The organism is Aminobacter sp. NyZ550, from assembly GCF_025628925.2.
GTDB lineage: Bacteria > Pseudomonadota > Alphaproteobacteria > Rhizobiales > Rhizobiaceae > Aminobacter > Aminobacter ciceronei.
This window is the reverse complement of record NZ_CP114190.1, coordinates 1,589,931-1,610,477: the sequence shown is the minus strand read 5'-3', so window position 1 is coordinate 1,610,477 and position 20,547 is coordinate 1,589,931. Positions and strand designations below refer to the sequence as shown.

General features: G+C 64.2%; 22 protein-coding genes and 1 pseudogene. 10 read left to right on the top strand and 13 right to left on the bottom strand.

Translation table 11 applies throughout. The features are described 5' to 3' along the window. Positions 1–21 precede the first annotated feature (21 nt). The 5 genes and pseudogenes from N7E70_RS08050 to N7E70_RS08030 all read right to left on the bottom strand — a co-directional run bounded on the left by N7E70_RS08050 (position 22) and on the right by N7E70_RS08030 (position 6,165). A pseudogene (locus N7E70_RS08050) lies at positions 22–1,827 on the bottom strand (ABC transporter ATP-binding protein/permease). A 124-nt stretch (positions 1,828–1,951) separates the two neighbouring features. Beyond that, on the bottom strand, positions 1,952–2,812 hold the full coding sequence (locus N7E70_RS08045) for a lipid kinase (protein ID WP_067966126.1): 861 nt from the start codon (positions 2,810–2,812) through the stop codon (positions 1,952–1,954). Between the two features lie 179 nt (positions 2,813–2,991). Beyond that, a complete protein-coding gene (locus N7E70_RS08040) occupies positions 2,992–4,413 on the bottom strand; it encodes a pyridoxal phosphate-dependent decarboxylase family protein (RefSeq protein ID WP_263006026.1) in 1,422 nt (473 codons plus the stop codon). 99 nt (positions 4,414–4,512) lie between these two features. Next, positions 4,513–5,304 carry a DUF1194 domain-containing protein gene (locus N7E70_RS08035; RefSeq protein ID WP_263006163.1) on the bottom strand — a complete coding sequence of 264 codons (792 nt, stop codon included), beginning with the start codon at positions 5,302–5,304 and terminating at the stop codon, positions 4,513–4,515. Between the two features lie 90 nt (positions 5,305–5,394). Continuing rightward, the gene (locus N7E70_RS08030; protein WP_154386119.1) at positions 5,395–6,165 is read right to left on the bottom strand and encodes a class I SAM-dependent methyltransferase; all 771 of its coding nucleotides are present in this window, start codon (positions 6,163–6,165) and stop codon (positions 5,395–5,397) included. Between the two features lie 106 nt (positions 6,166–6,271). Here N7E70_RS08030 and gloB point away from each other — a divergent pair, with 106 nt between their 5' ends. The 3 genes from gloB to N7E70_RS08015 are packed head-to-tail and all read left to right on the top strand — an operon-like array spanning position 6,272 to position 8,050. Beyond that, positions 6,272–7,039 (top strand): hydroxyacylglutathione hydrolase, encoded by a 768-nt coding sequence (gene gloB, locus N7E70_RS08025; RefSeq protein ID WP_263006025.1) that lies wholly within the window; start codon positions 6,272–6,274, stop codon positions 7,037–7,039. A 49-nt stretch (positions 7,040–7,088) separates the two neighbouring features. After that, a complete protein-coding gene (locus tag N7E70_RS08020; RefSeq protein WP_263006024.1) occupies positions 7,089–7,610 on the top strand; it encodes a DUF6678 family protein in 522 nt (173 codons plus the stop codon). A gap of 2 nt (positions 7,611–7,612) precedes the next feature. After that, the gene (locus N7E70_RS08015) at positions 7,613–8,050 is read left to right on the top strand and encodes a cupin domain-containing protein (RefSeq protein ID WP_263006023.1); all 438 of its coding nucleotides are present in this window, start codon (positions 7,613–7,615) and stop codon (positions 8,048–8,050) included. Here the strand turns inward: N7E70_RS08015 and yddG are convergent. Both yddG and N7E70_RS08005 read right to left on the bottom strand, forming a co-directional pair. Beyond that, positions 8,047–8,943 (bottom strand): aromatic amino acid exporter YddG, encoded by an 897-nt coding sequence (gene yddG / locus N7E70_RS08010; RefSeq protein WP_263006022.1) that lies wholly within the window; start codon positions 8,941–8,943, stop codon positions 8,047–8,049. The two genes, N7E70_RS08015 and yddG, sit on opposite strands and share 4 nt — an antisense overlap. 129 nt (positions 8,944–9,072) lie before the next feature. Next, entirely contained in the window at positions 9,073–9,855 is a 783-nt protein-coding gene (locus N7E70_RS08005) for a DUF3108 domain-containing protein (RefSeq protein WP_263006021.1), read from the bottom strand. A gap of 255 nt (positions 9,856–10,110) precedes the next feature. Between N7E70_RS08005 and rpmB the strand changes: the two genes are divergently transcribed. The 6 genes from rpmB (at position 10,111) to N7E70_RS07975 (ending at position 13,871) form a co-directional block, all read left to right on the top strand. Continuing rightward, a complete protein-coding gene (gene rpmB / locus N7E70_RS08000; RefSeq protein ID WP_067957607.1) occupies positions 10,111–10,407 on the top strand; it encodes a 50S ribosomal protein L28 in 297 nt (98 codons plus the stop codon). A 122-nt stretch (positions 10,408–10,529) separates the two neighbouring features. Continuing rightward, positions 10,530–11,207, top strand: coding sequence for a queuosine precursor transporter (locus N7E70_RS07995; protein ID WP_263006020.1), 678 nt, complete (start codon positions 10,530–10,532; stop codon positions 11,205–11,207). A gap of 59 nt (positions 11,208–11,266) precedes the next feature. Further along, a complete protein-coding gene (locus tag N7E70_RS07990; protein ID WP_263006019.1) occupies positions 11,267–12,214 on the top strand; it encodes a LysR family transcriptional regulator in 948 nt (315 codons plus the stop codon). A gap of 100 nt (positions 12,215–12,314) precedes the next feature. After that, positions 12,315–12,677, top strand: a complete 363-nt coding sequence (locus tag N7E70_RS07985; protein WP_067966120.1) for an antibiotic biosynthesis monooxygenase family protein — start codon at positions 12,315–12,317, stop codon at positions 12,675–12,677. 14 nt (positions 12,678–12,691) lie between these two features. Continuing rightward, positions 12,692–13,321, top strand: coding sequence for a DsbA family oxidoreductase (locus N7E70_RS07980; RefSeq protein WP_263006018.1), 630 nt, complete (start codon positions 12,692–12,694; stop codon positions 13,319–13,321). Between the two features lie 100 nt (positions 13,322–13,421). After that, on the top strand, positions 13,422–13,871 hold the full coding sequence (locus tag N7E70_RS07975; protein ID WP_067957596.1) for a GNAT family N-acetyltransferase: 450 nt from the start codon (positions 13,422–13,424) through the stop codon (positions 13,869–13,871). A 6-nt stretch (positions 13,872–13,877) separates the two neighbouring features. Here the strand turns inward: N7E70_RS07975 and N7E70_RS07970 are convergent, their stop codons facing one another. Further along, positions 13,878–14,306, bottom strand: coding sequence for an Lrp/AsnC family transcriptional regulator (locus N7E70_RS07970; RefSeq protein WP_067966119.1), 429 nt, complete (start codon positions 14,304–14,306; stop codon positions 13,878–13,880). A 122-nt stretch (positions 14,307–14,428) separates the two neighbouring features. Between N7E70_RS07970 and N7E70_RS07965 the strand changes: the two genes are divergently transcribed. Continuing rightward, positions 14,429–15,529: a saccharopine dehydrogenase family protein gene (locus N7E70_RS07965; protein ID WP_263006017.1), complete on the top strand. Its 1,101-nt coding sequence runs from the start codon at positions 14,429–14,431 to the stop codon at positions 15,527–15,529. Between the two features lie 138 nt (positions 15,530–15,667). Here the strand turns inward: N7E70_RS07965 and N7E70_RS07960 are convergent, their stop codons facing one another. From N7E70_RS07960 to cobS, 5 genes are all read right to left on the bottom strand, one after another. Continuing rightward, positions 15,668–16,039 carry a nuclear transport factor 2 family protein gene (locus N7E70_RS07960; RefSeq protein WP_157097011.1) on the bottom strand — a complete coding sequence of 124 codons (372 nt, stop codon included), beginning with the start codon at positions 16,037–16,039 and terminating at the stop codon, positions 15,668–15,670. Positions 16,040–16,086: 47 nt separating this feature from the next. Further along, entirely contained in the window at positions 16,087–17,094 is a 1,008-nt protein-coding gene (locus N7E70_RS07955; RefSeq protein ID WP_263006016.1) for an esterase-like activity of phytase family protein, read from the bottom strand. 8 nt (positions 17,095–17,102) lie between these two features. Next, positions 17,103–19,001, bottom strand: coding sequence for a cobaltochelatase subunit CobT (cobT, locus tag N7E70_RS07950; RefSeq protein ID WP_154386106.1), 1,899 nt, complete (start codon positions 18,999–19,001; stop codon positions 17,103–17,105). A 15-nt stretch (positions 19,002–19,016) separates the two neighbouring features. Then, positions 19,017–19,397, bottom strand: coding sequence for a hypothetical protein (locus tag N7E70_RS07945; protein ID WP_263006015.1), 381 nt, complete (start codon positions 19,395–19,397; stop codon positions 19,017–19,019). A 78-nt stretch (positions 19,398–19,475) separates the two neighbouring features. Next, positions 19,476–20,462: a cobaltochelatase subunit CobS gene (gene cobS / locus N7E70_RS07940; protein WP_067957584.1), complete on the bottom strand. Its 987-nt coding sequence runs from the start codon at positions 20,460–20,462 to the stop codon at positions 19,476–19,478. Positions 20,463–20,547 lie beyond the last annotated feature (85 nt).

Here is a 20,547-nt window from a genome sequence, read left to right as displayed (position 1 = left end):
AGCGGCCTGCAGCCCGGCCGATCAAGCCGGAGCCTTGGCCTTTGCCACATCCTTGATGCGGATCGGCTTGAGCACCGGCCCACGCTTGTCCTTGGCAAGGTGGACTGTCCGGTCGAACAGGCCGCCATTGTGACGTTGCGGGCCAAAATAGACGACGCCGGTGCCGGCGAGCTCGCCCTCGAACATGTCTTTGACCCGCTGATGCGCTGCTGCGTCGAGCGTCTCGAAGGCCTCGTCGACAATCGCCCAGTCTGGCTTGTGCAAACGCAGTCGCGCGAAGGCGACGAGCCGCAATTCGTCGCTGGTGAGTTCATCGTTCCATGGCGCGACACGGTCGAGCGAGGTTGCCAGCCGCTCCAGCCCGACGGCGGCAAGCGCTTCGGCAAAATCCTTGTCGTCGAGGACTGTGCCGCTGGACGGATGGGCAAGCACCTCGCGCAGCGTGCCCGGCGGCAGGTAGGAAACGCGCGGCAGGAAGGCGACCTGCTTGTCCTTGGGCAGTTCGATGCGGCCCTTGCCCCATGGCCACAGCCCGGCGAGCGCGCGGAACAGCAGCGTCTTGCCGGCACCTGCCTCGCCCGTGACCTGCAGGCGCTCGCCCGGCCTGACCCGGAGATGCGGCTCCGAAAGCCGGATGCAACCGCTTGGCGAGACCAGCTGGAGATCGTCGAACGCCAGGCTGCCGTCGTGGCTTTCGGCGACGTCGATGCGCTCCTCCTTGTCGTGCAGCCCGTCGGCTGAGACCTGCACGCGGCGGATCACGCCGACGCGCATCAGCGTGGCGCGCCAGTCGGCGATGGCGCCGACATTGTTGATGAACCAGCGCAGCGAGGCGTGGACCTGGTTGAAGGCGCTGACAGCCATCATCAGCCCGCCGAAGCTGATGTCGCCAGCGAAATAGACCGGTGCAGCGACCAGGATCGGCGCGACCACGGTAAACCAGCCATAACCGTCGGTGACCCAGCCGAGATTGATCTGGGTGGCGAAGATGCGGCGCAGCGACTTGAGCACGCCGGCAAGATCGAGCTCCAGCCGGCGCTTTTCATCGGCCTCGCCGCGCGCCAGCGAGATGGCGTCGATGTTCTGGTTGATGCGGACCATCGAGAAACGAAGCTCGGCTTCGCGCGAATAGCGATCGGCGTTCTGGGCAATCAGCGGCCGGCCGACCAGCCAGCTCAGCAGCGATGCGGAGCCGGCATAGGCGATCGCCGCCCAGACCATGTAACCGGGAATGCTGAACGAGCGCTCGCCGACGTGGAAGACGAAGCCGGACGACAGGCTCCACAACACCCCGACGAAGGACACCAGCAGGATCGAGGCCTGCAGCAGGCCGATGGCGAGGTCGGTTGTAAGGTCGGCAAGGTGGCCGGCATCCTGCTGCATGCGCTGGTCGGGATTGACGCCGACGGCCCCGGCATTGGCGAGGCGGAAGGCACGGCCAGGCCGCAGCCATTCGGTGATGAGGTCGAGCGTCAGCCCCTCGCGCAGCTTGAGCCGGATCATCTGGTTCAGCTATTGCTGGCCGACATTCAGCACCAGGAGGCAGCCGGCGATCGCCGCGAAGATCGTCAGCTGGCGCAGGAAGGCGTCGAGGTCGCGGTTTTCGAGCGCGTCGTAGAACGGCTTGTTCCAGCGGTTGAGCACGATCTGCCCGGCCGACGTGGCGAGGATGACGGTCAGGATCGACAGGCCGAGCCAGACGAGTGTTCGGCGCACCGGAGAGCCGGCAAGCGCCTGCCGCGCCATTCTGAGATGGTCGAAAAACCGGCCGTCGACATCTGCTGCCAGAGGCTCACGATTGGTGTGGATGAACGATTGGGCTGGCATGCGCATCCTCCGGCTGGCCGCTTCGTGCGAATCGGCGCGGGCGGAGTGTGCCATTCAACTGCGATGGCGTATCAGCGAGTCGGCTGAACAGACCGTGATTGAAAACGCAGTCTTTGGCCGAGGCTTAGCCCTTCGGCACGAACACGTTGACCGATTTCGGCCGGATGCGGAAATGCGCCGGCGTCCAGGTAACCAGCTCGCCGTCGGTGTTGACCGGTCGCGGCTGCTTGGTGCGGATCGTCACCTCCGTGGTCTTGAAGGCGCGGACGTCGTCCCACTGGCCTTGCGTGCCCTTGCGCAGACTGGGCAGAAGCCTGAGCAGCCGCCACCAATGGTCGACCTCGAGGCTGTAGAGATCGAGCCAGCCGTCGTCGGCGGTCGCGGTCTCCTCGACGGTCATGCCGCCGCCATAATGGCGACCGTTGCCGACCGAGACCTGCATGGTGCGGATCTTTTCGGTGGTGCCGTCATGGTCGACATAACAGGTGAACAGCCGCGAACGCATCAGGATGCGGGCGGCGACGATGCCGTAGCCCAGCGTGCCCCAGCGCTTCTTGGCGTGCTCGGTGAGCTCGCCCGCCAGTTCGGCGCTGAAACCGATGCTGGCGACGTTGAAGAACAGATGGCCGTTGACCTCGCCGAGATCGACGGTTGCCTGGTGGCCGGCGGCGATGATTTCCGCCGCCTTCACCGGGTCGGCGGGAATGCCCATCGTGCGGGCAAAGTCATTGGCTGTGCCGAGCGGCAACACGCCGAGCGTCAGGCCGGAATAGGACAGACCGGCGGCCGCGTTGTTGAGCGTGCCGTCGCCGCCACCAACGATTGCCATGTCGAAATGATCGGCATTGCGCGAGATCAGCTCGGAGGCGTTCTCGTCCTTGCTTGTTGCCATCTCCTCGATCTGGAGACCGGCATCGACGAGCACCTGACGGGCGGCATCGATCGACCCGCCACCACGGCGTGCGCGCGGATTGACGATCAGCATCGCGCGCTTGCCCCTGGAATGCTGCACGGCGCGCTTTTGGTTGATGACGTCGGTCAGGAGGAAACCCCTATTCTTCACGGTGGGCCAAGCCCGCTGTCATCTAGGGATCGATCTGGCAAATTTGAAGGCAGGCGGATGAATATGCCGGCGGCGAAGCCAAGTAACCGGAAATATTCGCGTCAGTCCTGGGACGTTTCACGCACGCCGCGCCAGGCCGAGATGATGGCTGCGGCGGTAGCCTTGCCGGCCGCGTCGTCGATGAGCCAGGAAATCACCGAAATGCGCATCACCTCGCGTCCGCGCCATTTGGCGCCGCCGGCGAAGGCAACGCCGTCCCGCTGGAGCCGGATGATCGTTGCCCGGGTCAGTTCATCGCCGCGCTCGGCAGGCTCGTCGGCGCCGAAACGCACCAGCACCTGGTTGAGCACGACATCGTTGAGCACTGCGATGGCGTTTTCACCACGCAGCTCATCGGCGATCAGCCGTGCAACACGACAGTGCCGCTCGACCATCGTGGCTATGCCCTCGCGGCCGAGATGGCGGATGATCGCCCAGGTGGCAAAACCACGCGCCCGCCGCGACAGTTCGGGAACGAAATGGCTGGGGTCGCGCTCGCCCTCCATAGCCGTCGGCAGATAGCTCGCCGCAATCGTCATGGCGCGGCGATGCGCCTCGCTGTCGCGGACGATGGCATAGCCGCAGTCATAAGGCGTCTGCAGCCATTTGTGGCCATCGGTTGCCCAGGAATCACAAGCGTCGAGCCCCTCGGTGAAATGCCTGAAAGCAGGGCAGGCACGCGCCCAGGCACCGAAAGCGCTGTCGACATGGATCCAGGCACCGACCCCGCGGGCGATCGGCACCAGTTCGGTGAACCTGTCGAAGCCGCCGGTGTTGATCTGGCCGGCCTGCAGGATGACGATTGCCGGCCCACGCACGTCAGCTGCACGGCGAGCGAAATCGTCCGGGACCATCTGGCCCTGGCTGTCGGTGGCGACCCGGATCAGCCGATCGTGGCCAAGGCCGAGGAATTGCAGCGCCGAAAACACCGTGGTGTGGGCGTCGTCTCCGATCAGCACGGAAATCGACGGCGCGCCGAACAGGCCGTTGGCTTCGACATCCCAGCCGACACGACGCAGCACCGCACCGCGCGCTGCGGCCAGGCAAACGAAATTTGCCACCGTAGCACCTGTGACGAAGCCGACCGAGCTTTCGCGTGGCAGATCGAGCAGGTCGAGCAGCCAGCGCGCGGAAACCGTCTCGGCCGCGGCGGCCGACGGCATGGCGTGGTGGTTGCCGGCGTTCTGGCCCCATGCGCTGGTCATCCAGTCCGCAGCGACGCCAACCGGGTGCGAACCGCCAATGACCCAGCCGAAGAAGCGTGCGCCGGTGGTAACGTTGAGACCCGGTTCGGCCCGTGCCGCCAGTTCGTCGACCACGACGCCGGGTGCTTCTCCGGTCTCGGGCAAAGGGCCGTCAAAGGCGGCCAAGGCGTCGGGGTAGCCATGCAGCGGACGCTGCGGCCTGGATGGCAGTTCCGACCTGTAACGGATGGCATGGTCCGCGGCCTGGCGCAGCAGGCGCCCGATCTGTTCCCCCTCCATGGCAGTACCTCTCTGCTCCAAGAGTGCCGCAATCCGCAGAAACATTAGAAAACAAGCATATTCCGCGCAAGGTTTCCCGGCAACGAACGCATTCGCAGTCTAACGATCTAGCTCGGGGAAATAGGGATCGGAATAGATCCGCCTGTCGCGTTCGCCGGCCATGCAGTCGACCCGGGGCTCGGTGTCGATCCTGACGACCGGCACGGCATGGGTGTCGCCGCTGACCTCGAGCACCAGCTTGCGCCGGATTGCAGTGGCGAATTCCGACGCCGCCTTGATCGGCAGGACGAACGAGCCGGGGCCGCCGGTGACGCATTCGGCGTAATAACGGTCGAGCCGGGACGCCGTTCGCGACGGCCGGATCAGGATCGGCAAGCCGTTGATGACGATTCCCTGGGCCAGAGCAGCGCCACGCGCGGGAAGCACCGGGTTGCCGAAATTGTTCGGCCCGTCGCCCGAAATGTCGATGACGCGGCGAAAGCCGTCGGCGTCGTTGCTGTCGAACAGGTTGGCGCCATAAGTGACCGCGCCCGAGATCGAGGTGCCGCGAAAGCCGCTGAACGGCCTCGCCTCGAGCCTGGCGGCGAAGGCGGCAGCACTCTGCGGCCCGTCGATGATCTGCCACGGCACCACCGATTCCTCGCGCACGGTGCCCGCCCATTCGAAGTAGGTGATGGCGACGCGGCCATGCTGGCCGGACAGAACGGCATCAATGAAATCAGGGTGGCGCAGCGCCTCGACATAACCCGCGCGCTGGAGGGTGAACTCTTCCAGATCCATCGAGCGCGAGACGTCGACCGCAAGCACGAGCTCGACATCGACCGCAACACCAGCCACCGGGCGCGGCACCTCGCAGCCCAGACACAAGACTATGGCCAGCACGCCCAGCATCGTTTGCAGGCTCTCCGACGGATGGATCAGTGTCGCGGCAATGGCGTCGGAATGGAAGTGGTGCGGCTTCACCCCTTCGTGAGGTACAGCCTAGCCACCATGCTCCGCGTCGCCACGGCGCAGGGCTGGAAAGCCGCGTGAGGCGCCGGTGGGCGACAGCACCGGCACGAAGACGCGCCGCGAGGCGCGCTGCGCCACCGGAATGCCCTGGTAGACGCGCTTCTGCGCCTCGACGACGATGGCGCCGGCAAAGATCGGCCAGAGGCGGCGGCCTGCGCGCTCGAACAGATGGTCGAACTTCATCATCCATTTGCGCCGTGACGGCGGGAAATGCAGCGCATCCGACCATGCCGAGACGGTGAAATTGGCCTCGCGCAACAGTTCGTTGAGCTGGCCGGACGAGAATGGCCGCCCGGTGCCGAAGGGCGTGTGCTCGAAACGCGCCCACATGCCGCGCCGGTTGGGCACGACAATGACGATGCGCCCCGCCGGCGACAGCACGCGCCAGATCTCCTTCAGCGTCTCGCGCGGGTTTTCGGCATGTTCGAGCGAATGGACCAGCAGCACCCGGTCGACGGAGGAATCGACGAGCGGCAACTCCTCGTCAAAGACGAGTGCCGTCGAGGACGGCCCATTCGCCGGCCAGACGACGGCGCCTTGTGTAGCTGGCATGAAGGCAAAGACACGCTCGGCATCGCTGCCGAATCGGTCGAGCCAGGGCAGCGTGTAACCGAGCCCGACAAGCCGCTCATTGGGCAGACCGGCCCACACCGACGACAGCGCCATGGATATCGACTGCTCGGCGAGGCGGCCAAGCGGCGTCGAGTAGAAGGAGCGAAGATCGACGATGTCGGAATTCATGGGCCGAAGGTAGACGCGCCGCCCGCCGACTTCAACGACCCCGCCCCATTTGGCGTGACAGGCTTGGCGGCGCGCCCTATCGTTCCCGGCAAAATGGAGTCCTGTCATGGCTGTCGAGATCAAGCTTTTCATGTGCCGCACCGACAATTTCGGCGCCCTGCTGCACGACCGCGAAACCGGCGAGACGGCGATCATCGATGCGCCCGAGGAAGGCCCGATCCTGGCGGCGATCGAACAGAGCGGCTGGACGCCGTCGACGATCCTGACGACGCATCACCATGCCGACCATGTCGAGGCCAATGTCGCGCTGAAACAGCGCTTCAAGCTGCGCATCGTCGGGCCCGAGGCCGAGCGCGACAAGATCCCCGGCATCGACGACACGGTCGAACAAGGCTCGGTGATTCCCTTCGGCAATGAGACCATCGAGGTCATCGAGACTCCCGGACATACGGCCGGCCATGTCTGCTATTACCTGCCGAAATCGAAGGTTGCGTTCACCGCCGACACCCTGTTTGCGCTCGGCTGCGGCAGATTGTTCGAGCGCCCGGCACCCGTCATGTTCGAATCGCTGAAAAAGCTGGCCGCCCTGCCCCCCGAGACGGTGGTTTATTGCGGGCACGAATACACGCTGTCCAACGCCCGTTTTGCCCTGACCATCGACCCCGAAAACGCAGCCCTGCGTACCCGCACCGAAAAGATCGAGGCGCTCCGCACCGAGGGCAAGCCGACGCTGCCGACGACGATCGGCGAAGAGCTTGCCACCAACCCGTTCCTGCGCTGGGCTGATCCCGCCATTCGCAAGCATCTCGGCATGGAACAGGCGACTGATGTCGACGTCTTCACTGAGGTCCGCAGGCGCAAGGACAATTTCTGACCATGCGGGCTCAGGAGATCATCGCCACATTTAGCATGCAGCGGGTGGGATGATCAGTCACACCTCAGCCGCACGAAATGTTGCGGCATTCCAGCATCGCTGCAATGATGGACAAATGGTAATAGCAACGCTCGATCCAGACCATGTGTATCTGCTCACCGATGCAAAGGACAAGAAACGCATCAGGGAAATCCTGACACAGCGCGGTTTGGCTTCATACATGAACGACACGAAGTGGCGGGAACTTTGTCGGGGTATGTATCAGCTGCCTTTTCCGCCCGCATACCAGGTCAAATACGTGCATCAGGCACCTGAGACACACGAGCTTGAGTACGCACCGGCATACTTCGGCGACTGGGCAAGAACCCACGAAGCGAGCCTTGGCCTGCACATCGAGTGGATAAGGATTGCACCCCGCTACACCGAGCACAGAGGCCTGTTGGTAAGCCCGGTGATACAGGATTGCTCAAGCGAACTGATCGCACTGCTCACACGGATCCACGTTCCATTTATCGAGCAGGATAGCTTCGTCGTGATCTATGGGCACGGCTCGGCTTCGACCCCGATCTGACCATGAGGGCTCAGGAGATCATCGCCACACTCGGCATGCAGCGCCACCCCGAGGGCGGCTGGTATGTCGAGACCTTTCGCGACAGCCCGCAAGGCGGGCCGCATGGTCTGCGCGGCAACCAGACGGCGATCTATTTCCTGCTCGAGCACGGCGACGTCTCGCACTGGCACCGGGTCAAGGACGCTGCCGAGATCTGGCATTTTCATGCCGGGGCGCCGATCGAGCTCACACTGTTCCACGAGGGCAGCGACATCGTCGCCCACACGCTCGGCATCGACATGACAGCCGGCCAGCGGCCGCAATGCGTGGTGCCGTCAGGCTGGTGGCAGACGGCGCGTTGCCTGGGTGACTGGACGCTTGTCGGCTGCACGGTGTCACCGGGTTTCGAATTCGCCCAGTTCGAGTTGGCGGAACCGGGCTGGGAGCCGAGTGTCGGCTAGGCTCCTGCCCCGTCGGCGGCCGGCCCCTTGCCCTCGCCAAAGATCAGCGATTTCGCCGCCAGCACCGCACCGCCGGTGATGAGCACGCAAGCGGCGAGGATGCGCAGCGATGGTTCGGCGAAGCCGGCCGCGATCAGCACCAGGGTCGACAGCAGCGGGGCTGCGTAGCTCGCAGCACCGAGCACCTGGATGTTGCCGCGCTTGACGCCGATGTCCCAGGCATAGAAGGCAGCACCGACCGGCATCAGGCCGAGGCCAAGCACGGCGAGCCACTGGCCGGCATTGGCCGGCAGCACGGTCTCTTCCAGCGCCAGGTGGCAGGCAAGGGACAGGACCGACGTCGCCAGGCAGAACCAGGTAACGACGGTCGTCGGCACCGAGGGAAAGCGGCGTGACAGAAGCGAATAGCCCGACCACAGGAAGGCGCAGGCGAAGGCCATGATGTAGCCGAAGGCGTAGCGCGGCTCGAAGGCCAGCCCGCCGCCCTTGGTGACGATCAGGAAGGTGCCGGCCAGGCCGAGCAGCGCACCAGCGATGTGGTTCCAGCGCAGGCGCTCGCCCGGCATCAGCGCCGAGCCGAGCACAATGAAGAGCGGCCAGAGATAGGCGATCAGGCTGGCCTCGACCGCCGGCGCGTTGCGCAGCGCGGTGAAGTAGAAGAAGTGGTAGCCGAACAGGCCGACGATGCCGATGATCCAGACCTGCGCCGGGATATTCTCGGCCTTGTCGGGCTTGGGCATGAACAGGCGGGCAACGAGGCCGACGCAGGTGCCGATGGCGAAGGTGATCGCCGACATCAGGAACGGCGGCACCGAACCGGAGGCGTCGGTAAGCAAGGCCAGCAGCGCCCACATGGCGACCGCCGAAAATCCGATCAAGGTTGCGCGCCCCACTTACCCCTCCCGGCGCAACGCGCCTTTCACCGTGGAGCATGACCGCGTCCGGAAACCGGCGCCCCCTTTTCGTTGCTTATCCGAAAATCGATGTCCACTTTTCGGGAACATGCTTCGTTCGGGTCATGCTCAATTGGTCGCTTCGAAGCGCCGTGCCTTGACGGTGATCGTTCCGATCTCCGTGCTTACGGTCGCATATATAGGCGCATATACTCCGGTTTCGCCGAGCGGCGCAAACGTCACCATGATGCGGCTGCGGTCGCGCAGGAAGGTCAGCGCCTTCTTGTCGGTGCGGTAGCCCGAGACAGGCTGGAAGCCCATGCGGCAGGTGACTGTGTCGCCTTCGAACCCCTTGACCACCATCTTCTTGCGCGACACCTCGGTCAGCTTGAGGTCGGCACGCAGTTCGCCGTCATAGATCCTGACAGTGCGGCCGCAGACCTTGTCGAGGCTGGGCGCGCGGATGACGGTCGCGGCGATCGGATCGGCGACGCCGCGCAGGTCGTTGGCGCCGAGCGGAATCCAGGTCTTGCCGCGCTTCTTGGGCGGCGGCACCACCTCGGTGCTGGTGACGCGGTCGCCGGAAAAGCCGACTGCGACGAGCGAGCTGACCTTGCCCGAGACATAGTCGGCGCGGAAGGCTCGTGGCCTGGTGCGGCCCTCGCCAAAACTGCCGCGCGACGAGATCGTGCCGCGCGTGTCGTCGAAGAAGGCCGCCAGCCCGGCGCTGGAGACCCTGCCGTTGACGATATAGGAGTTGCCCTCATAGGTGCTGTCGAAGGTCGCCTTGGCGACCGGAATGCCGAGAAACGAGAGCGAGTAATCGCCGCTGAAGGATTTGCCGGCGGCGAGCAGCGGCGACGGCAGGACGGCGAGGCAAAGGCAAAGCAGGATCGGTGCGGGGCCGCGCATTCTCGGTAACACCTCATCGACAGCGCAAGCTGCGCCTGCCGCTGTTTACGTCCCTGCGCAATGGTTATAGAACCAATTCCGACCATTCTGTGGAGTTGGGGACAATGCCTGGAAACAACCGGGGTGCTTGACGCGTCGGTGAAATACACTTATGGAACGCCAACTTTTTCCATGAGGCCGCCTGACTGAGACCGCGCGCCATCGTTATTCGGTGCGTCATCGTCGCTTGGTCCGCCAGAACTGAAGGTAAGTAACATGTCCCGCGCTTGCGAACTCACCGGCAAAGCCGTCATGACCGGCAACAATGTGAGCCACGCCAACAACAAGACCCGTCGTCGCTTCCTGCCGAACCTGGTCAACGTCACGCTCATCTCCGAGACGCTGAACCAGAACGTGCGCCTGCGCATTTCGGCCAACGCCCTGCGCACGGTCGAGCATCGCGGTGGCCTCGACGCCTTCCTGATCAAGGCTGACGCGGAAGAGCTGTCGCAGCGTGCGCGCCTGCTCAAGAAGCAGATCGCCAAGAAGAACGCCGAGCAGGCCGCAGCCTAATCGTCTGACGAGGCGGGGGACGACCGCCTGGAGCCTCTGACGGCCGCAAGGACGATGGAGGCTCCGCCCAAATCCGCCCGGGCTATGCCCGCACCGCTGGTTCCATTACCCAGGATAAAAAAATGAACTCCGGTTCAAGATACCTGCCTTTCGTGGCGGCCATGGCGCTTGTCGTCGTCGCTTCCAACATTCTCGTCCAGTTCCCGATGCAGGGACAGGTCGGACCTTTGGCGCTTGCCGACGTCCTGACCTGGGGCGCCGTCACCTATCCCTTCTCATTCCTGGTCACCGACCTTGCCAACCGGCGCTACGGCCCGAAGCTGGCACGGCGTATCGTCTTCGTCGGCTTCACGGTTGCGGTGGTCTGCTCGATCGTCATTCCGCCGGTGCTGTTCCGCTATGGCCTGATCCCGTTCGACACGGCTGCCGATCGACTGGCGCGAATCGCCGTTGCCTCCGGTGCTGCCTTTCTGACCGCCCAGTTGCTCGACATCACCGTGTTCAACTGGCTGCGCCGGCAGAGCTGGTGGCGCGCGCCGATCTTCGGCACGCTCGTCGGTTCGGTGTTCGACACGGCGATCTTCTTCGGCATCGCCTTTTCGGCAGCCTTCGCTTTCCTCGGCCCCGAGGATGCATTCGCCCTGGAAGCGGCCCCGCTGTTCGGCGTGCTGCCGTTCGAGGCGGCGCGCTGGATCTCGTGGGCGCTCGGCGACCTCACGGTGAAGCTTCTGATCGCCGTCTTCGCGCTGATCCCCTACCGCCTGATCGCCGCGCGCTGGACACAGCCGGCGCTGGCATAGCCGCCAACAAATACGACAGCATTGCCAAGAGCATCCGATGATCGATCGGCTGCTCTTGCATGTCGGGCGCCGCCGCATACCTTACCGGCTCGCGCCACGGCATGATCGGCAAGGGTATGGCTCTCGATTCGGTTGATCTTTTCCTCGAGGTCGTTCGGACCGGAAGCTTTTCCGGCGCAGCCAGAGCCACCGGCATCCCCGTCTCAACGGTAAGCCAGCGTATCGCCGCACTCGAAACCCGCCTCGGCAGCACCTTGCTCAAGCGCACCACGCGACGTCTGGCCTTGACCGAAACCGGCGCAAGCTATCACGAGGTCGCGTCGCGGGCGCTGGCCGAACTGCGCGGCTACGAGGCCGAGCTGACCGACACGGCGGCAGGGCTGAGCGGCAAGCTCAGAGTGGCGAGCACGATCGCCATGGACGATGTGCTGGCGCCGCTGCTGAGCAGCTACCTCGAGGCTCATCCCAACATCTCGCTGGAGCTCAATCTGAGCGGCCGCAACGCCGACCTGTTCACTGATGGCATCGACGTCGCCATTCGGGTCGGCACGCTGCGCGACGATTCGGGGCTGGTGGCGCGTTCGCTTGGCAGTGCCGCGCTGAGGCTCGTGGCGTCACCTGCCTATCTCGCGGCACATGCACCAATCAGCCATCCTGGTGACATCGACACCGGCCAGCTGATGTCCTTTTCCGGATATGCCTCGGCACAGCTACGCCACGCCGGCGGCGACCCCTACAAACTGAGCATCTCCGGTCGTTTCACCGGCAACCAGCTTTCGTCGTTGCGGCATCAAGCCGTCGCGGGTCGTGGTATTGCGCTGGTGCCGGCTGCGTTCCTGGCCCGGGAACTGGCCAGTGGCGAGCTGGTGATTCTGTTGCCCGAGTGGAGCGGCGAGGCGCAGCCGATCCACATCGTCTATCTGCGCCAGCGCATCGTCTCGAGGCGCCTGCGCTCCTTCATCGACCATGTCGTCGCGCATTTTCCGCGCCAGCTGTTCGTCGCCTGATCTTCCGTCGATCCGGAAGCTGCATCCTGAAATCTCCGGCTAATCCGCCCGGGTACCTGTCCTTACCTTCGGCTCATCAAAGCGACGAAAGGACATGCAGATGCAGGACACACAGGGATTCTACTCGATCATCGACTACACCGTGGACGGCGCCCAGACACAGCAAGAGCTGATCGACGCCTTCGCCGGCCTGCAGGAAAAATGGGTACGGTTCTATCCCGGCTACAAGTCGGCGCATCTGTTTGCCAGCACCGACGGCACACGCGTCTACAACATCATCCACTGGGAAAGCGAAGCCGCGCATCGCGAATTCGAGCGCGTTTCGGACAATGCCGCGCGCATTGCGGCGATCCAGGGCGTCATCGACGGCCTCAAGGGCAAGGCCGAGCCCAGAATGAGCGGCCCACCGCGCTACAACCTCGTCCGCGAAATCGCGCCCGGCCCGCGCCCGATCGACACCTGAGCCGGGAGGAGACCATGCAGATCGAGATGCATGCCGACGTGCTGTGCCCGTGGAGCTACATCGCCAAGCGCCGCCTCGAAGCCGCCTCGGCGCTTTCCGGCACGCCGATCAAGATCGTTTGGCGCAGCTTCGAGTTGTCGCCCGAAGGCGCCCTGATATCAGGCGACAGCGCCGCCGACATGCTCAGGCAATGGCGCGGCGATGCGGCCGAAGCGCGGATCGCCCAGATCACAGGGTTCGCAGCGGTCGAGGGCATCAAGCTCGACCTGGGGAACGCCCGCCCGGTCAACAGCTTCAACGCGCACCGGCTGGTTCACCTTGGTGCAGCGAGCGGCAAGGCCGACGCGGTGATGGAACGCCTGCTGCGCGCCTATCACAGCGAGGCCGAAAACATAGCCGACCGCGGCGTTCTGGACCGGCTTGGCCGCGAGGCCGGGCTTGCGCCAGGTGCGGTGGCGCAATTGCTCGCCGGCGACGACTTCGCCGCCGCCGTGCGCGCCGACAAGCGCCTCGCCGTCGAACGCGGCATATCGGGCGTGCCGGTGATGGTCCTCGCCGGGACAGCGCCGACTTCGGCGGTCAAGCCGGTCGAGGAGCTTGCCAAGCTGCTGCGACAGGCGGCGGCAAGCGAGCCGAGCGCATGAGCATCGGGGAGCATTCGCTACTTTCCGCGACCACCGGGGACATGCTGGCGTAATGCAATCTCGACAATGTCGCGGGAGTTACGTCAGACACGGTGGACACATGACCATTACACTACGCCCGCTCAACGATGCCGAGCGGGCAACAATGCTTGAACTGCACGTCGCGCCGGCACAGCAGGACTTTGTCGCCAGCAACGAAGAGTCGATCGAGGAGGCCGACGACGGCGACCATTGCGTACCCTTCGCCATCTATGCCGATGACCTGCCGGTCGGCTTCACCATGTATGCGCTCGATCCCGACGACGGCAATTACTGGATCTATCGGCTGATGATCGACCAGCGTTACCAGCGGCTCGGTTATGGCCGCAAGGCGTTGCTGGAGATGCTGAAGCTGATGGCGACACTGCCCGGCTGCGGCCATGTCACCTTGAGCGTCGTGCCGGAAAACGAAATGGCGATGGCGCTCTATCGCGAGGTTGGCTTCCGCGCGACGGGCGAGATCATCGGCGGCGAGGTCGTCTTTCGTCACGACCTTTCGGCGATCGGCTGAGGCCGATCAGCGGTCGATTCGCGTCGACAGGATGATCGACGACAAGGTGCGTTCGACACCTTCGAGCGCACCTATTCGGTCGATCAAGGCATCGAGGTCGCGCACCGACGGCGCCTCGACGACGACGATCATGTCGAAATTGCCACTGACCGAATGCAGCGTGCGCACCTCGGGAATCCGCTTCAGCACCGCCTCCACCGCCGCCGAGACCTTGGGCAGCGCGGTGACCAGGATATGCGCGCGAACCAGGTTCTTCTCGTAGTCTGGCGACAGCCTGACGCTGTAGCCAGCAATCACCCCACGCTGTTCCAGCCGCTCGATCCGGCTTTGCACCGTCGTTCGCGACACACCTAGCTTGCGCGCCAGCTCGGCCGTCGAGGCGCGCGCGTTCTCGCGCAACAAGGCAAGCAGGGCGCGATCAGGGTCTGTCGTCATTTCGTCGATACCATACGTCGTTTCGTCCAAAACATATCGGCCTTTCGGCAATATCGATACTGCCTTTTGACGTGGTGCGACCGTAGACTCCGCGCGAAATTCCATTTGAAGGGGACATGACCATGAAACAGATCGTTGTCGTTGGCGCAGGCAAGATCGGCTCGACCATCGCCGACATGCTGGCCGAGAGTGGCGATTACCAGGTGACCGTGGTCGACCGCTCGCAGGCCGCACTTGATTCGCTCGAGACCGGCAACGCCGTCGAGACGCTTAAGGTCGAGATCGCCGAAGCTGGCGCCCTCGACGCCGTTTTGGCAGGCAAGTTCGCCGTACTTTCCGCAGCCCCCTTCCACCTCACCACACGCATTGCCGAGGCAGCCGCCAAGGCCGGCGTGCACTATCTCGACCTGACCGAGGATGTCGCTTCGACCCGCATCGTCAAGGAATTGGCTGTCACCGCCAAGAGCGCCTTCATCCCGCAGTGCGGCCTCGCACCGGGCTTCATCTCGATCGTCGCCAACGATCTCGCCAAGCGCTTCGATTCGCTGGAGAGCGTGCGCATGCGCGTCGGCGCACTGCCGCAGTACCCGTCCAATGCGTTGAACTACAACCTGACCTGGAGCACCGACGGCGTCATCAACGAGTATTGCGAGCCCTGCGAGGCGATCGTCGAAGGCTCGCTGGTCGAGGTGCCGCCGCTGGAAGAACGCGAAGAGTTCTCGCTCGACGGCATCACCTATGAGGCGTTCAACACCTCGGGCGGTCTCGGCACGCTGTGCGAGACCTACAAGGGCAAAGTGCGCACGCTGAACTACCGCACCATTCGCTATCCCGGCCACGCCGCGATCATGAAGGCGCTGCTCAACGATCTCGGCCTGCGTCACCGCCGCGAAGTGCTCAAGGACATCCTGGAGAACTCGCTGCCGGCGACCATGCAGGACGTGGTGGTGATCTTCGTCACCGTCAGCGGTCGCAAGGGCGGGCGCCTGCTCCAGGAAAGCTACGCCAATAAGATCTACAGCCGCCAGATGGGCACGATGGTGCGCAGCGCCATCCAGATCACCACGGCTTCGGGTATCTGCGCCGTGCTCGACATGCTGGCCAACGGTGCGCTGCCGCAGCAGGGCTTCATCCGCCAGGAAGACATCGCGCTCGACGCCTTCCTCGCCAACCGTTTCGGCCACAACTACGCCCAGGCCGCGACAAGCCATCTGGCAGCCTGATCACGGGACGCCTTACGGGGAGGATACCCCGGAGGTCCGACTTTACAGCGAGGGGTTGGGGGACCCCTCGCTTTCTTTTTGCCCTGATGGCAGCGGCCGGCTCCCTGCTTGGCTCGGCCAAGGGCAAGTTCAGGCAGATCAGATCGCCACCATCGGCCCGAAGAAGCCGATAATGCGCGCGATGCGCTTCCCGTCGGGCGAAAGCTCGGCAATATCAAGGCCTTCGGGCAGCGGCGTGCCGTCGGCCACGACGACGCGCCAGCCGAAACGGGCAACGCCGTGATGAAGATCGACAGCGGTGGTGCGGACGATCTTCGCACCGGGGCGGCTCATCCGGATACTTGCGATATGCACCAGAAGCTCATCAGCACCGACAGTGTCGGCCCGCGGGTCGGTGTATGTCGCCCGCTCGGCCCAGACGGCTTCGAGCAGCTCCTTGCGACTGTCGGCGTCGGGTTCGTTCCAGACCGCGCAGTAGCGGTCAATGAGGCTGGTGACATCGGACGACATGGCTGGCTCCCGCATCGCAGGCGCCGACAATAGCGGAAAATCGCTGCTCAATCGCCGTGCAGGATGAATTCCAGGTAGAGGTTGCGCTGCAGGATCGAATGGTTGTCGTCGGAGACCAGCGATACCATCAGCGCGCCGTCGCTGCGCTGCCAGACGTCGAGCCCTTCCATGTTGTCGATCTGATAGCCCATGTTGGCTTCCAGCAGCACCGGACCGTCGGCGACCTGGCCCCTGGCGATTGTCTCGGAGGCAATGCGCCGGAGCCGCATCTTCACGCCCGAAGCCATCGAGAAGCTACGTTCAAGCAGCAGCAGGTCGCCATCGGGCAGGAAGGCGCCGTCGGTGATGTCGAACTCGCCGTTGCGCTTGACCGTGAAGACGCCCTTCTTGGGCCCCTCGATGATCGCGGCGAAGATGTTGCCTGATGTGTCGAGGCTCTTTTCCGACACCACCACAAGCCCGCCCTTCTCAGTGGAATAGGCGACGGTCTCGAAGCCGCGATTCGTCCTGAGCTCGTTGCGCGGCACGAGGAAATCGAGCTCGCGGAACGGCGGCTGCATGTTGTCGGGATCGATGCGGTACTGGGCGACGCGGTGGGTGCGCTCGAAGCCGACGGTGGCGATACCGTCCTTCACCGCAAGGCCCTCTGCATCGGCCTGCCATTTCTTTTCGATGGCGACACCGGAGCTGTCCACCATCTGCACCATGCGAAAGTTCTCGATGCCCGTCGGGCGCATCGCGGAGTCGCGGGCGACACGTCCAAAATACCAGAAGCCGGTGTCGGCGACGCCGATGAAGTCACTCCCCGATTTGAGGAAGCGGAAGGCCGACAGCGCGCCGAGATTGCGCGACGACGAGGTCATTTCGAGGCCGCCGACGAATTCGAGCGGACCAAAGATCTTCTGGTCGAGACCGATCTGGAAGCGGGCGATGGGACGGGCTGATATCTCGATGCGCTCGATGGCAGGCTGCTCGGCGCGCGAGGACGCGGTGAGCGATGCCGACAGCGCGAGCGCCGCCAAGGCAGCGCAAGCAAGGTGCCGCAGCCGGGCCATGGACAAGCTCACCCGGCGCGCCGGAAGCCGCCGCGGCGGGTCTCGCGCGCACTCTCTTCGCCGAACAGCGAGGCGAGCTGCTCGGTCATCGCACCTGCCAGTTCCTCGGCGTCGACGATGGTGACGGCACGGCGATAGTAGCGCGTTACGTCGTGGCCGATGCCGATCGCCAGAAGCTCGACCGGCGAGCGCGTCTCGATCAGGTCGATGACGGCGCGCAGATGGCGCTCCAGATAGTTGCCCGGATTCACCGACAGCGTCGAATCGTCCACCGGCGCGCCGTCCGAGATCATCATCAGGATCTTGCGCTGCTCGGGCCGTGCGATCAGGCGCTGGTGCGCCCAGAGCAGCGCTTCGCCGTCGATGTTTTCCTTAAGCAGGCCTTCGCGCATCATCAGGCCGAGATTGCGGCGGGCGCGGCGCCACGGCGCGTCGGCTGACTTGTAGATGATGTGGCGGAGGTCGTTGAGGCGGCCAGGATTCGGCGGCTTGCCGTCCTTCAACCACTTCTCGCGTGCTTGTCCGCCTTTCCAGGCGCGCGTCGTGAAGCCGAGGATCTCTACAGAGACACCGCAGCGCTCCAGCGTGCGCGCCAATATGTCGGCGCAGGTTGCGGCAACGGTGATCGGACGGCCACGCATCGAGCCGGAATTGTCGAGCACCAGCGTGACGACGGTGTCGCGGAACTTGGTGTCGCGCTCCTGCTTGAACGACAGCGGCTGCATCGGGTCGATGACGACGCGCACGAGGCGTGCGGGGTCGAGATAGCCCTCTTCCAGGTCGAAGTCCCAGGAACGGTTCTGCTGCGCCATCAGGCGGCGCTGCAGGCGGTTGGCGAGACGGCCGACGACACCAGACAGATTGGCGAGCTGCTTGTCGAGGAAGGCGCGGAGACGGTCGAGTTCGTCCTCGTCACACAGCTCCTCGGCGCCCACCGTCTCGTCGAAAGCGGTGGTGAAGACCTTGTAGTCGATTTCGCGCGGCAGGTTGGCGAAGGGATTGTCCTGGCGGCGCGCCTCGCCCGGCGTCTCGGAATCGACGTCATCGTCGTCGGACATCTCGTCGGACGTGGCATCGGACGCCTCCATCTCGCCGGACTGCTCTTCGTCGGCGGAGGATTCGGCATCTTCGGACTGTGCCTGCTCGGAGCCGGAATCGTCCTCGCCGCCCTCCTCGCTCTGCTCCTCGCCTTGCGGCTGGTCGTCGTCCTGGTCCTCGTTGTCCTCGGTCTCCTGGTCGTCGCCATATTCCTCGGCCATCTCGAGCGAGGCCAGCATATGACGGACGACACGGGCGAAAGCCTGTTGGTCCTCGAGGCTGCCGAGCAGGCCGTCAAGATCGCCACCGGCCTTCTGGTCGACCCAGTCGCGCCAGAGCGCGACCATGCGCTCGCCGCTCTTGGGGACGGGCTGGCCGGTCAGCTTCTCGCGCACCATCAGCGCCAGCGCTTCCTCGAGCGGCGCTTCCGACTGTTCGGTGACGTCGGCGAGATTGGCCTTGGCGTATTTGTCCTCGAGCATCGAGGTGATATTTTGGGCAACGCCTGTCATGGCGCGGCTGCCGATGGCCTCGACACGCGCCTGCTCGACCGCGTCAAACACGGCACGGGCTTGCTTGCCCTCGGGCGCCAGGCGGGCATGGATGCGGCCGTCGTGGCAGGCACGCTTCAGCGCCATGGAATCGCCGAGGCCCCGGGTGACGGCGATGTCACTGGGCGAGGCCTTCTTGGGCAGCTCGGGCAGGCGGGCGCGATTGCCGGCAAGCGCCGGCCGCTCCTTGGCGAAGGCCACTTCGAGGCCGTTGTCGCCCGAAATGGCACGCATGCAGACGGTCATCGCGCGCTTGAAGCTGTCGGCTTCAGAGCCCGTCTTCGACTTGTTGCGTGTGTTGTCGCCCGGCCCTGCCATAATCAGTCACACTCGCTATTCTGCCGTCCGAGGCTGACCTGCCACTTGGCCTACGTATTTCACGATCTCATTGACTGGGATCGTAAAGTAGCCAGCCTTGCCCTCGTCGTACACTAGACGCCAATGCTGATATCCGTCGACGAACCCGGACGGAACCTCTACTTGGCCCTCAAGTCCAATCAGGCTTTTACGCAGACTTTCTTCGGCAACAGGCAGATGTTGAATTGTCTGATGCGTCGAACTTGCGGAAGGAATTGGTGCATCCGTAACGACAATCGAAACAACTCGGTCCTGCTGCCCATCGAAACGATCTACCTTCCCGATTATGACTCGTGACGTCTTAGGCTCAGCTTCGTTGTACGACCACACCTGACCTGCAGCGAGTTCCTGTGCCATTACTGGAGATCCACTCCCGGCAAGCACCAGCACGAGGACAGCAAAGGGTATCCCCATGCATGGCCGCATCTTACCAGATCATCCAAGCACGACGTTGGCAGCGGATTCCGGCAGGTCTTCACCAAAGGCGCGCTGATAGAACTCGGCAACGACGGAGCGTTCGAGTTCGTCGCACTTGTTCAGGAACGTGAGCCTGAAGGCCATGCCGACATCGCCGAAGATCTCGGCGTTTTCGGCCCAGGTAATGACGGTACGCGGGCTCATGACCGTCGACAGGTCGCCATTGATGAAGGCCGAGCGTGTCATGTCGGCGACGCGGACCATCTTGTTGACGATCTCCTTGCCCTTGGCGTCGCGATAGTGCTTGGCCTTGGCAATGACGATGTTCACTTCGTTGTCGTGCGGCAGGTAGTTCAGCGTGGTCACGATCGACCAGCGGTCCATCTGGGCCTGGTTGATCTGCTGGGTGCCGTGATAGAGGCCGGTGGTGTCGCCGAGGCCGACGGTGTTGGCGGTGGCAAACAGGCGGAAAGCCGGGTGCGGGCGGATGACGCGGCTCTGGTCGAGCAGGGTCAGGCGGCCCGAGGATTCGAGCACGCGCTGGATGACGAACATCACGTCGGGACGGCCGGCGTCATACTCGTCGAAGCAGAGCGCGACGTTGTGCTGGTAGGCCCAGGGCAGGATGCCGTCCTTGAACTCGGTGACCTGCATGCCTTCCTTGACGACGATCGCGTCCTTGCCGACCAGATCGATACGGCTGACGTGGCTGTCGAGGTTGACGCGGACCATCGGCCAGTTGAGGCGGGCGGCGACCTGCTCGATGTGGGTCGACTTGCCGGTGCCGTGGTAGCCCGACACCATGACGCGGCGGTTGTAGGCGAAGCCGGCGAGGATCGCCATCGTCGTCGCCTTGTCGAACAGATAGTCCGGATCGATGTCGGGCACATGCTCCGACGACGCCGAATAGGCCGGCACGACCATCTTCGAATCGAAGCCGAAGGTGTCTTTCACCGACACCGTGGTATCAGGCAGGTTCGTGATGTCGCGATCGACCTTGTTCATAGCGTCTCCACGCGCGTGGCTTCAGGCCACGCCGGCAATCGAATTTTCTTCGGGGGCGGTCATAAAGCCTTTTCCGACCAGATGA